6 protein-coding genes and 1 pseudogene are annotated in these 13,148 nt (G+C 62.8%); 2 read left to right on the forward strand and 5 right to left on the reverse strand.

Annotated elements, in window-relative coordinates:
• The first annotated feature begins 88 nt into the window (after positions 1 to 88).
• Positions 89 to 1,675: a sensor domain-containing diguanylate cyclase gene (locus PPGU16_RS15480; protein ID WP_180720835.1), complete on the forward strand. Its 1,587-nt coding sequence runs from the start codon at positions 89 to 91 to the stop codon at positions 1,673 to 1,675.
• Between the two features lie 259 nt (positions 1,676 to 1,934).
• Positions 1,935 to 2,885: a GGDEF domain-containing protein gene (locus tag PPGU16_RS15485; RefSeq protein ID WP_180720837.1), complete on the forward strand. Its 951-nt coding sequence runs from the start codon at positions 1,935 to 1,937 to the stop codon at positions 2,883 to 2,885.
• 6 nt (positions 2,886 to 2,891) lie between these two features.
• Here PPGU16_RS15485 and PPGU16_RS15490 read toward each other — a convergent pair whose 3' ends face one another.
• The 5 genes and pseudogenes from PPGU16_RS15490 to PPGU16_RS15515 form a co-directional block, all read right to left on the reverse strand.
• Positions 2,892 to 4,655: a methyltransferase domain-containing protein gene (locus tag PPGU16_RS15490; RefSeq protein WP_180720839.1), complete on the reverse strand. Its 1,764-nt coding sequence runs from the start codon at positions 4,653 to 4,655 to the stop codon at positions 2,892 to 2,894.
• Between the two features lie 7 nt (positions 4,656 to 4,662).
• Positions 4,663 to 6,555 (reverse strand): two-partner secretion domain-containing protein, encoded by a 1,893-nt coding sequence (locus PPGU16_RS15495; protein ID WP_180722642.1) that lies wholly within the window; start codon positions 6,553 to 6,555, stop codon positions 4,663 to 4,665.
• 561 nt (positions 6,556 to 7,116) lie between these two features.
• Complete coding sequence (locus tag PPGU16_RS15505) at positions 7,117 to 11,637, reverse strand: beta strand repeat-containing protein (protein ID WP_180719567.1); 4,521 nt, start codon at positions 11,635 to 11,637, stop codon at positions 7,117 to 7,119.
• A 33-nt stretch (positions 11,638 to 11,670) separates the two neighbouring features.
• Positions 11,671 to 11,817: pseudogene (locus PPGU16_RS43395) on the reverse strand (ESPR-type extended signal peptide-containing protein); the annotation flags it as partial.
• A 186-nt stretch (positions 11,818 to 12,003) separates the two neighbouring features.
• Positions 12,004 to 13,053, reverse strand: a complete 1,050-nt coding sequence (locus PPGU16_RS15515; RefSeq protein WP_180720841.1) for a LacI family DNA-binding transcriptional regulator — start codon at positions 13,051 to 13,053, stop codon at positions 12,004 to 12,006.
• Between the last annotated feature and the right edge of the window lie 95 nt (positions 13,054 to 13,148).

The following is a 13,148-nucleotide window of genomic DNA, read 5'->3' on the forward strand; positions in this document are numbered from 1 at the left end:
TCGCCTGCGGCGGGACCGCGCGCGAGGCTTGCCGCGCGCTTCGCAACCCTGCTAGCGTAACGGCACAATCACGACGGAGACGACGCTCGTGTTCAATCCGCTTCTCGTCCTGCGCCAATGGTTTCGCCATCTCGCGCGCAAGCGCGGCGCGGCTGTGTCGCAAGCGGTCGGCAACCGCCCGTTCCTGACGGGCATCGCGGGCACGCTGATCGCCACCGCGATGGCGGGTCTGACGCTCGCCACGCTGTACTCGGGACGCACCGACGCGCTGAATCACGCGCGCGAAACCTCGGCCAATCTGGTTTCGCTGATTTCGAGCGATCTCGCGCGCAACGTCGAGATCTACGATCTGTCGCTGCAGGAAATCGTCCATCGGTCGCAGGAGCCGACCGTCTGGCATCTGCCCGACGACCTGCGCCGCACCGTACTGTTCGATCGTGCGACGCTTGCGGCTTACCTCGGCGGCGCCTACGTAGTCGACGAGCACGGCGTGCTGAAGGCCACGCAGGAAGGCCCCGTCAACAAGAATGTCCGGTTCGACGACCGCGACTACTTCGTCGTCCATCAACGCAACCCCAGCGCGGGTCTGTTCGTCTCGCATCCGTTCCGCTCGCGGCTGCGCGAGCGCGAGCTTTCGTTTGCGCTGTCACGGCGCATCGACGCGCGCGACGGCTCGTTTGCAGGCGTCGCGCTGCTCGCCGTGCGCATCGCCTATCTGCAGCGGCTGCTCGACAAGGTCAACACGGGCCGTGACGGCACCGCGTTCATCCTGCTCGAAGACGGCACGGTGCTCGCGCGCAAGCCTTATGCCGAAGCCATCATCGGCGTCGATGTGGACCGGTATCCGCAATATCAGGTCGTGCACTCGGGAACGGCGGGATCGTTCATCGACGACTCTCCCATCGATCATGTGCGGCGCATCTATTCGTACGCGCATGTGCCCGACACGCCGCTCGTCGTGATCGTCGCACCCGCTCTCGACGACGTGCTCGCCCCGTGGCGCAAGCGCAGCGCGGTCGCGGGCGCGCTGACGTTCACGCTGGGCGCCGTCGTCGTGCTGGTCTGCTGGATGCTCGCGTTTGCCTTGCGCGACAAGGTGCGCGCGCAGACGCGCCTCGCCGAGCTCGCCGCGACCGATCCCCTCACCCGGCTCAGCAACCGCCGCACGCTCGATCGTCACCTCGACGAGGAGTGGCGCCGCGCGCGGCGCAACGGCGCGGTGCTGTCGGTGCTGTTCATCGACATCGATCATTTCAAGCGCTTCAACGACACCTACGGGCACGCCGCCGGCGACGAAGTGCTGACGGCCGTGGCCGACTGCATTGCATCAGTGGCGCGGCGCTCGATCGACGTAGTTGCGCGCTACGGCGGCGAAGAGTTCGCGGTCGTGCTACCGGATCTCGGAGCGAGCGCTGCGGCGAACTCGGCCGAAAAAGTCCGTCGCGGCGTCGAGGCGTTGCGCATCAGGCAATTGCCGGCCGTGACGGTGAGCGTCGGTTGCGCGACGGGCCGGCCTGCCGACGGCCGCAACGCGCAGGAACTGCTGGCCGCCGCCGATGCGCAGCTCTACACGGCGAAGGCGGCCGGCCGCAACCAGGTGCAAGGGGTGGACTGGACGCAAGCGCCGCCGGACGGCCTGAGCGATCACACGGATCCTGAGAAGCGCCACGCGTGAGCGTCACCACGCCGCGAAACCTGCGCGACCCGCAGAATTGCGGGCAAAACTGCTCACTGTTCACACGATGGCCGCACCGCCCGCCGACGTAGACTAAATCCTGTCTCCACGTTCTCCGTGATTCTTTACGCAGTCGGAATCATTGGAACGCTTCGCGCCACGGCTTCGTCCGTGGCGCTTTTCTTGAACGACACGGCGAACCTGGGACCGGGGCCGCGCTTCGACGACGCGGCCGGCTCGGAGACCTATCTGCACCGATATGAAATCGATTCAGGATCTGCGTACCGACGACATCGCATGTGAAGCGTTGCTCGGCGCCCTCGACGGCAAAAACACACTGGTCGCGATCTACGATACGAGCGACCGGCTCGTGTTCGCGAGCAGCGCATTCAAGCACGCGTTCCGGCTCAACCGCGAGCGCGGCGAAATCACATACGCCGATCTCGTGATGCGCGGCATCCTCGGCCAATGCGGCCCGCGTATCGAGGGCGATAACGCCGCAGCCGTCATCGGCGACGCCATCGCCGTGCGCCGCGAACGGGCCGGACAGCGCAGCTTCGCGACGGAACTGATCGACGGGCGCTGGTTCTGGATGACGGAATCGCTGCTGGAGAACGACTGGATCGTGCTGATCGGCACCGACATCTCCGCGTTGCGTTCCAGCGAGCAGGCGTGGATCGGCGCGCACGAACGCGCCGTGCAGGAAGCGCGCACCGACGTGCTGACGGGCCTTTCGAACCGGCGTCATTCGATGTCGGCACTAGAACTCGCGATCACGGCCGCCGTGGGCACGGAAACGCCGCTCACGGTCGCGCTCGTCGACCTCGATCATTTCAAGCAGATCAACGACTCGCACGGCCACGCTGCCGGCGACGCGGTGCTGCGCGACTTCGGCGAAGTCTGCCGGCATGCGACGCGGCAAACGGATATCGCGGGCCGTATCGGTGGAGAGGAATTTCTGGTGGTGTTTCCGTCGACGTCCGTCGAGCACGGCGTGTCGGCGGTGGAACGGATGCGGCGCCAGGTGATGAGCCGCCGTGTGCAGGTCGCTGGCGACTGTGCGATCCGCTATTCGTTTTCGGCAGGTGTATGCAAGGTCGAAACGAGCGACGATCTGAACACGACGCTCGCGCGCGCCGACAGCGCGCTCTACTCGGCTAAACGGGAAGGGCGCAACCGCACTGTCGCGTGGTCGGCGCCCTTGCAATAGGCTACTTCAGGCGGCTACCGCGAGTTGCTTCTCGTTGCTCAATACAAGAAGATGGCCACGGATACGTGCAACCACTTCGGGCCAATCGCCGCCGAAGCGTCGGCGGAAGAGCCGGGCCGTCGGATACCATGGACTGTCTTCACGCCTGTAATGCCAGCGCCAGTCGCCGTAGCTGGGCAGCAGCACCCATGTCGGCTTGCCCATCGCGCCGGCAACATGCGACACGGAAGTATCGACGGTCAGTACGAGATCCAGTTCGGCAATCGCGCTTGCCGTCTCCTCCATGCTCGCGATGCAAGCCCCGAGATCGTGGAAGTTGGACAGCCGCTGCCCGTACTGCGCTGCCTCGTCGGCACCCGCACCCTTTTGCAAGCTGAAAAACTCGACGCCTTTCAGCTTGAACAATTCATCGAGCACCGACAGCGACGGCAGCGAGCGCGCGCGGTCATTTTCGTGCGTCGGCGCGCCTTTGAAGACCACCCCCACTTTCAACACGTCGCGCGGCGCCGACAGCAATACTGCCGGCGCCTTGACTGGTGACGCACGGAGAAAAGGCACGGCCGGCGGCAGCGCTTCGAGTTCCAGCGGCACATATGCGGGAATCGTGTGCGGGAATACCCAGTAATCGTGCGCGGGCAGTTGCGCGGCGTTCTTCACATCGATCACAGCATCGGCTTCGCGCGATTCCTCGAACAGCTTCACGAGCGGCGACTGGCACACCACCGTCACATATGCTGCGCCACATCGTTCGCGTAGCAACCGCGCGAAGCGCAGAAAGAAGATTTCGTCGCCGAGGCCAAACTCGCTCCAGATAACGATCGATTTGCCCGTCAGAGATTCACCTTTCCACTCGGGAAACGTCGCCGGAGGCTGAACCGTCGTGCGGCGCTGCCAGCCGAAGATCGACATCGTCGCTTCTCGCAACTGAAAACCTTCCTGGAGATTGCCCCGCGAAATCTCGTGCAACGCGCGATAAAGACGCGGCAGATGTTCGCCCGGGAGCCGGTCGACACACTGCGCCCACAGGCTATCGATTTCTTCTTCGCGCTCCCAACGCAGCCATTCCATCGCCGTGCGATGGTAGACATGGAAGGCATACGGATACGTACGAACCGCACGCTGCCCCATCTCGATGCTGGCGTCAGCGCTGCCCGCGTGCATCAGTGCGTCGAGCGTCGCGCCGACAGTCGGCACCGCGCGCTTGCGCAGCACGATCTCGATTGCGCACTCTGCCAGACCGTGTGCCGTCTGATCCACCGCATTGCGCGAATCATCATAGTGATCGCGCACCAGACTCACCCGTTCGACCGAGGCGACATACGACAAGGTTTGCACCAGATCGAGCACGTTGACCGACTGAGGCAACTGCTTGCGCGGCTTGCTGATCGTGAAGCTCGCCTGGTGCCGACCGTTGAAGCGGCTCGGCCACGCGCCCTTCTCGTACAGATCTTCGTCGGGCACCGTGACGACCGCATGGCCGCCCGGCTTCAGCAACTCCAGCCACCTGGCCAGTGCCTTGCCCGGATTGGTGACGTCTGCGAGGAGATGACTGGCGTGCACGAAATCGAACGACGCTTCCTGGGTGCCCGCCATCTGCGTCACATCGCCTTCGCGCCACGATTTGACGTTGCGCACACGCGGAAAGAGATGCGCATGCGCGCTCAGCGGATCATTGCCTGCGCAGATGTCCAGACCTTCGCCGGCAAAGTAGCACTGAACGAAGGCCGGATCGTGCGAACGACGCAGCGCCGATTTGCTCGTCTCGTTCATGGCCGTCTCACGCCGCCGCCGACGCCGCCGCGCCCGCCTGTTCTTGCCACAGCGCTTGCATGCGCTCACCCAGAATCTCCGGACGACCCTTGAAGATCAGCTTCTCGATAGCTTGCGGACCGGCCAGCTTCGCAGCGAGCGCGTGACGCTCTTCCGGATTCTCGATCAGGCGCAGCGCGGAGGCCTTGTACTCTTCGTTGGTCTTCGCGACCATCCACTCGGGGAAACCGAGACGGCGGAACATGCCTTCGTCGATGTGCTCGTGCACTTCGCGCCCGGTCTTGCACACGCCCACGAGGCCAGCCCACACCGTATCGACGATACCGTTGGTATTGCCGAACGGGAACGGATTCAGGAACAGGTCGCAGCCCGCGATCACCTTCATGTAGCTGCCGTAGTTCTGGTGCTTGTGAACAACCGCCTTGTCGCCCATCAGACGACGCACGAGGTTGCGCACTTGCGGGAAGATCAACCCGTTCGCCTGTCCCATCAGGAAGTGGAACTCGACAGGCACCTTAGATTCGTTGGCGATCTGCGCACAGGTATTCAGGAAGCCCGGGTTCTGCTTGATCGTCGTACCAGCGACCGCGATCTTCACGACGCCATTCGACGGTTGCTTCTCCGGCAGTTGCAGTTCGAGCAGCGCAGCGGGTGCGCGATACGGCATGCCGTCAGAGGGCAGCTTAAGCAGCTTTTCGCTGAAGCACGCTTCGTCGCCAACATAGTCCTCTTCGACCACCACGTAGTCCATTGCGTGACCGTGCGTCGTCGCCGGGTGGCCGAGCGCCATCATCTGCAGTGGCGCAACGCGCAGGCATGCCAGCACCATCGTGATCGGGAACATACCGACGCTCGGCATGTACATCATTTGCGCGTTGCGCGCTTCGCTCGTATCACGCACGTGCCGCGCGGTTTCCCACAAATTCGCGCCTTCGAGCGGAATGAACTCGTGAAAGACTTCCTTGCCCACATCGTCGACGCGACCGTTGTAACCCATCCCGATCAGATGGAACTTGTCGCGCATCGCGACCATCGTCTGCGAATGGGTGCGGTAGATCGAGTGGTTCTTCGAGAACCATTCGAGTACGACGAGAAGGACGGGTTTTTCGCCCTGCGCGGGCTGCACCGCGGGACGTTGCACGTCGTGAATGCCAAGGCTCGCCAGCTTGCGGCGGATCAGTGCGTTGATCGGCTTCTTGATGTCGTGCTTGCCCGGCAGGTCGGCGTAGCTGCAGTGCATGTACATGTCGTGCATCACGCCCATCGGCAGCGCGTCGATTTCCTCGATCTCGGCGAGCCGCTCCGGCAGCCAGCGCAGCAGCATTTCGCGCTTCTGGTGCGCGGACGGCGTGCCAAGGAAGCGCGACGACATGATCGTCGTCGCCATGCTCGCCAGCAGCGAGCCCACGTTGACCACCGCGCCCTTGCCGAACAGCACGCCGTTGGCGTTCTGGATCAGCACCTGGCCGTTGGCCAGCAGCGTGCCCTGGATGTTCGACGGCACGCCCGTCACCACGCGGTTCAGCGCTTGCGCCTGTGCGTTGGGCTGGTTGAACTGCACCGTGTTGCCCTGGCCGACGTTGAACGTATCCCAGTTGATGATCGCGCGCTGGCTGCCCTGGTTGATGTTCATCGTGTTCGCGTTCTGCGAGATCGCCGCCTGACCCGCGACCACCTGGCCGTTGGTCGGCAGTGCCTGCGCGTGAGCGAGCGACGGATCGAGCGTCAGCAGCGCGAGTGCCGCCGTTGCCGTCAGCGACGACACGACGCCGAGTTCACCGCGCGGGCTTTCGCCTGCGCTTTCACCCGGCGCCTTGCCCTGGCTGATGACGTTTTCTGCAACGGCAACCAGCATACCCAGACGTTTGCTGAATACCCGACGGAACCGATTCTTGTTCATGGATGGAGACTCTCTAGAGGTAAAAGATAAAAATCGTGACAACTGCGTCGCAGCGTTTCGATTTCCGGGCAAAGCAAAGCCATAGGCTCCGCACGATGCGGTGTCCTGATGGCCTCTCCCGGCCTGGATAAAAATGGGGAATCGATGAAGCGCCATGACTGGCAGTGCGGTTCAAGACGCCTCGATCAGAGCGATCTTTGGCAGAGACCTCGGCAGTACCGTATTTGGCTACCGAGGCTTTTTTGAGAATCCGAACCGCGCGTACGAATCCTTGTTGCGCATCCTAGAAGTCACTCCCCTCTGGATACATCGGCCTATTCCTAAATCGTTGCGATAAGACAAAATCAGATGCTGGGAATTGGAAAGCAGGCGAGACGACGCGGCGACTGCGTGAGCGGCTAAGGTGTATTGATATGGCGCTTGGCCAAGGGGAAACGCATCATTGAGTGAGCGCAACATAGCAGTCGATAGGAATACTCCTAGATTTATCGACGACTTTTCGGCGATTGGAGAGATCGCTGCTGCCGGCCGCTCGCGAGGCCGGCAGCGTAGGTGGCGCGATTAGCTCGTCAGATCGATACCATCGGATGCGCGCGACGGCTCGGCATGCATTGGATCGATCCCTCGTTGCAGCCAGCCGTGCGCTTTCACGACATACGGCTTCCCGTTCGACACACCGCTCTCCGTATAGAAGAACTCGTGCGTCTGCATGTTCACCGACAGATCGGCCTTCGTTTGTGACGTCGTATCTTCAAAATCGAAGTGTTTGATGCCGTCGGCGGCATCGCGCAAGGTCAGATGACGATTCAGAGCGCCGTTCCCCGTGAGCAATCGTGCATCCGCCACGTGGGTTGTCATGTCGATCGTGACGTGATCGAGCGATGCTTTGGCCCAGTACGACGATTCGCCGGCCTCGAGCGTCAACGGCTGCGCTTTCGCCAGATACCAGTGCTCCTCCGTGTGCGTAATGAAATAGGCTGCTGCGCCGCCGATGCCCATTGTGCCCACCACGCCCGCCGCCACCGCTGCGCCGCTGCTGGAACCGCCTCCCGATGCGCTGCCCTGAGTCTGGCTCGATGCTCCGTTCGTTCCACCGGCAGGAATGTCGCCCGATGTGCCGTTCGCGTCGTTGTTGATCGCGCCGTTGTCTGTGTTGGTATTGGCTCCGTTATTCCAGCCATTGTCGGAATGGCTGCCCGACTCGTTGCTGGAGTTGTTGTCGGTGCTGCCGCCGTCGTCGGGTGTTCCGTTCGATCCGCCGTCATCCGCGTTGCTCGCGCCGTTGCTGATGTTGATGATGAGCTTGCCGTTGTCGGTGATATCGATCGCGCCGCTCTGGTCGTAGCCGTATGCATGCGTCGAGTTGCCATCGATCACCAGCGTGCCGTTTCCGGAGACATCGATCGTGCCGTTCATGTCGACACCCGTCGCGTTCACCGAATCGCCACGGATCTCGCCGTTCGCGTTGTCGCCAATGTTGATGTTGCCGTTCAGATCTATGCCGTCGCCTTCGGACGATTGACCCGTCAGGTTCGACACGCCGCTGTCGGCGACTTCGATCGTGCCGTTTTGTGCGATGCCTGCGCCGTTTGTCGACAAGCCCCAGATATTGCTGGTGCCGTTGTCCGCGACATGAATCGTTCCCGTCTGGTCGACGCCTTCGCCATTGACGGACGTGCCCGTGATATTCGACACGCCGTTGTCCGCGACTTCGATCGTGCCGTTCTGGTCGACGCCCACTGCATTCGACGATACGCCCCAGATATTGCTGGCACCGTTGTCCGCGACATGAATCGATCCCGTCTGATCGACGCCGTCACCCTTGACGGACGTGCCCGTGATATTCGACACGCCGTTGTCCACAACTTCGATCGTGCCGTTCTGGTCGACGCCCGCTGCATCCGACGATACGCCCCAGATATTGCTGGCACCGTTGTCCGCGACATGAATCGCGCCTGTCTGATCGACGCCGATGCCCTCGTCCGAGCGTCCGCTGATATTCGACACGCCTGCGCCCGACACCGCGAGCGACCCGTTCTGCTCGACGCCCGCCGCATTCGCAGAGATGCCGCTGATGTCGCTCGTGCCTGTATCCGCAACGACAATCGCGCCGTGCAGATCGACGCCTTCTGCATCGATCGATCGGCCTGTAACGCTGGACGCACCAGTCTCCGATATCACGATTGCGCCGCCCAACGCGACGCCGTCACCGGCATTGGACATGCCCTCGATCCGGCTCGTCCCGTTGCCAGCAACGGCAATCGAACCATTGCCGCGTTGTACGACACCTTCGGCATTCGTCGATGTCCCTGCAATGCTGGATGCCCCGTCCCCGGAAATCGCGACCGCACCATTCTGCGCGACGCCCGCGGCATTGATCGACGCGCCTTCGATCCAACTCGTCGCCTGCTCACCGATATTCAGCGTGCCATTCAGATCGACGCCATCACGACCAGTCGAATTACCCGTCACATTCAACGAGCCTTGGCCGGCAAGGTCGATCACACCGTTCTGCGACACGCCCGCGCCGGCTGTAGACACCCCCGACACAGCGGCCGCGCCGTTTTCCTCGACGAGCAGTGCGCCGTTCTGCTCGACACCGCTGCCAGTCGTCGATACGCCGTTCACCACGAGCTGACCCGTTCCGCTGACGCTCGCCGCGAGGTTGTTCGCCATCGTCACGCCCGCGCCCGTTTGCGCACTGCCGCTGACGAATGCCGATGCGTTGCCGGAAACATCGAATGCGTCTTTCAGCAGTACGCCCGAATTGCCGCCCGACTTACCGTCGACGTGAAGCGTTCCGTTATCGCCGACATCCGTGGTCGAAAGCGCGACGCCGTAGCCGTTACCGCCCGATACGCCGCGCACGTTGGCCGTCCCATTGCCGCTGACATTCAGATGATTGCCCGACTGATTGCCGACCGATACGCCCGTTCCCGAACCTGACGTGCCATTCAGATCGAAGCTGCCGTTGCCCGTCACGTCGATACTGCCGAAGCCGACGAAACCCGTCGTCGAACCCGATGCGTTTCCGGTGATGCTCAATGCGCCATCGTCTGCCACCGACAGGCTGCCGTTGCTCTGAATGGCGTTCGCGTTAGTCGAACTGCCACTGATGTCGAGCTTTCCCTGCTGGTCGACGGCGGTGTGGCCCGTAAGCGAAATGCCGTTGCCATTCACCGATGTCCCGGCGACATCCGCCGAGCCGTCACCGGCAACATGAATGCTCGCGGTCGACGATTGACTCACGCCTATGCCGTTGAATGAAGTGCCGCTGATCGTGAGCACCGCGGCGTCGCGCACGGCTAAATTGCCGTTCAGGCTGACGCCATCGGCGTTGCGCGACGAGCCGGAGATGTTCAGCGTGCCATTGCCGTTCGCTTCGAGCGCGCCCGTCAGATAGACGCCTGCCCCAGTCGACGCAGCGCCCGCGATCGTGCCGCTGCCGATGTTCAGCGCATGGCCATCGAGTTCGACGGCGCGCCTTCCCGCGGCCTGACCGGGGCCGCCTGTCGTGTTGCCGCTGATCGTGAGGTCGCCGCCATTCAGATCGAATGTACTCGCGGCCGTCTGGTTGACGGATCCGTTTGCCGCGCCCATCGCGGCCGTCAGGTTCAGATTCAGTTTGTCGGACGTCGACGTGATGTTGCCGTTCAGTGCGATGCTGCCGTCGGCCGCGAGCGTCAGGTTCGCCACGCCGCCTGCCGTCTTCGTGATATCCGCACCGGCCTGCTGCACGATGTTGCCCGTCGCCGTGCCCGCGCTTGCCGTCGTGATCGTCACGTCCGTGCCCGCGTTCAGCGCGTTGCTGATCGTCGTGTTCTTTACCGTCGCGCTCGTGTTTGAGCCGCCGCTGAACGTGCCGTCGAATACGTTGCCGCTGTAGTTCGCATCCGCGCCCGTCGCGATGGTGATATTGGTCGGATCGATCAGCCATTCGCCAGACTTGCCATTCGGCGCTGCTGCGCTCACCGTGCCTTCGACATTCAGGCTATGGCCCGAGGTTTCGACGAAGCCGCCGTTACCCTGGCTCGAACCTGCCTTGATCGACGCGCCCGCATCCACCTGCGTGAAGTTCGCGAACTGCACGCCGTCCTGCAGCATCGATTGCGCCTGCGTGCCGTCCAGCTTGTGCAGGCTGTCACCACCGATGATCACCTTGCCGCCTTGCGTCGCACCGCTTGCATCGATGCTCGCGTTACCGAATACACCGACGCGGTCGCCCGACAGCACCACCGTGCCGCCCGCGCCCGTCGCGTTCGATGCATCGATCCTGCCCGTCACCGCCACATCGCCCGTGTTGCCTGCATCGGCCACCACCGTGCCCGCGCGCGTCACGCCATCCAGATTCACCACCGTGTTCAGCAGCGTGTTGCTGCCGCGTGCCGTCAGCAGCACCGCACCGTTCTGTGCGTTGATTGTGCCGCTGTTTTCTGCCAGCGCGTTCGCCGTCGCGTTCGTCAGCGTCAGCTGGATGCCCTGGCCGTTAGCCAGCGCCACCGTCGCACTGTCGCCTGCTGCGAGCACCACCTGGCCGCCCGGCGCCGTCGTGATCGAGCCTGTGTTACGCGCCTGATCGCCCATCAGCGTCACATAGCCCTGCGCCTGGATCGTACCGTCGTTGACCACGCCTGCGTTCGTGCCCGACGACTTCAGTTCCAGCGGGCCGCCCGCCATGAACTGGTTCGTATCGATCGGTTTGGTCGTCGCCAGCAGCGAGCCCACGTTGACCACCGCCCCCTTGCCGAACAGCACGCCGTTGGCGTTCTGGATCAGCACCTGGCCGTTGGCCAGCAGCGTGCCCTGAATGTTCGACGGCACACCCGTCACCACGCGATTCAGCGCCTGCGCCTGCGCGTTGGGCTGGTTGAATTGCACCGTATTGCCCTGGCCGACGTTGAACGTATCCCAGTTGATGACCGCGCGCTGGCTGCCCTGGTTGATGTTCATCGTGTTCGCATTCTGCGAGATCGCGGCTTGGCCCGCGACCACCTGGCCGTTGGTCGGCAGCGCCTGTGCGTGTGCGAGCGACGGATCCAGTGCCAGCAGCGCGAGCGCCGCCGTTGCCGTCAGCGAGGACACAATGCGGGCACCTCGTCCTCTCTTGCTCGACGAACTCTTGCGCTGGCTGGATCTGTTTTCTGCGACCGCGATCAACATGCCCAGTCGTTTGCTGAACTTGAGGCGGAATCGTTTTTTGTTCATGTAGGCGGACTGACGGAGAGGTAAACGATAAGATCGCTTCGTTTCAGAGCGATCCATTTATATGGATACCTAATCAAAATGATCAGGCAAGCCAACCCGTAATCCTAGAACGCGAGGACCACACCCGTTGTAGTCACGTTCCGAATGCTCGTCGTATTTGTCTGAAATTCGGCGCGTGATTCGCGTCGCTTCACCGAAAAGCGAATAGACGAGTGAAACTTCCGCCGAACGGCGATGAAGCTTCTATCGACACCCGCCAAATCGTTCATCGACTTCACGCGGAATATTCTCCGGCGTGACGACGACCACCGACGACGACGCACTCACCGCCGACGCCGGCAACAGCTTGTGAAAGCTCATCACATGCTGGCACGCGCACCGCATGTCCTGCCGCAGATCGTGATACAGAACTGCGGTGATTTCGCGCCCATGCAGCAGCTGCACGTTTTCGCGGTCCAGATCGTGCCCGATGAAGCACTTCGGATGCTGATTCACCGCCTTCAGCGCGCGCAGAATGGCGGCATTGCCGCCACCCATCGAATAAACCGCGGTGATTTTCTGTCCCGCTCCCACAGCCTGGCGCACCCGCTCTTCCGTTTCCGCATCGAGCCCCTGCCCGCCGCTCGCGTCGATCAGGTCAAGATGCGCGTAGCGCTCGCGCAGCGTGGCACGAAAACTGGCCTCGCGTTGCTCTTCGCCGCGAAAGCGTTCATTGCTCATCGTCACGAGCACGTTGCCCGCGTGCTTGCCGAGCGAATGTCCGATCAGATACGCCGCCGTCGCGCCGCCGACACGATTGTCCAGTCCCGCATACGCAATGCGTTCCGACGCCGGGATGTCGGTGAACATCGTCACGACGGGAATCTCGCGCTGTTTCAAATCGGCGATAGCCTGCGCAATCTCGGGCACGTCCCGCGCTTTCAGGAAAACACCGTGACTGCCGCGTCGCGCAATGGCGCGCAGCGCATCGACGACCTGCGCCGTCGTCATCGTTTCCTGCATCAGAAAGCGCGGCCGGAAGATCGCAGGATGCAGGCCCGGCACGATGTCTTCCAGGGCATCGCGGATTTCGTCTGCAAAACGGCGCGGCGCCTCGACCACCACGTCGATGACGAGCTTGCGGCCGCTCGTCGCCATCGTCAGCTGCTGCTTCTCCAGTTCCCGGATCGCTTGCTCGACGCGCCGCCGCGTGTGCTCGCGAACGTGCGCGCGGCCGTTCAGCACGCGGTCGACGGTCGCCGTGCCGAGTCCCGCCTGCAAAGCGATTTCCTTGATCAGAAAGGGATGACTCATGGCTCACCGAACGAACGCGCCGCCCGTTCTTGATGTGTTTTTGATGTTTCGATGGTAACGCAGCGACGGAGATTGCGGATAAGCTGGTTCGCAGC

This window comes from Paraburkholderia largidicola (genome assembly GCF_013426895.1).
Classification (GTDB): domain Bacteria; phylum Pseudomonadota; class Gammaproteobacteria; order Burkholderiales; family Burkholderiaceae; genus Paraburkholderia; species Paraburkholderia largidicola.

Bases quoted from the DNA above. Each gene is read 5' to 3' on its own strand.
- PPGU16_RS15485 (WP_180720837.1), top strand. From the start codon at position 1,935: ATGAAATCGATTCAGGATCTGCGTACCGACGACATCGCATGTGAAGCG.
- PPGU16_RS15495 (WP_180722642.1), bottom strand. From the start codon at position 6,555: ATGAACAAGAATCGGTTCCGTCGGGTATTCAGCAAACGTCTGGGTATG.
- PPGU16_RS15490 (WP_180720839.1), bottom strand. From the start codon at position 4,655: ATGAACGAGACGAGCAAATCGGCGCTGCGTCGTTCGCACGATCCGGCC.
- PPGU16_RS15515 (WP_180720841.1), bottom strand. From the start codon at position 13,053: ATGAGTCATCCCTTTCTGATCAAGGAAATCGCTTTGCAGGCGGGACTC.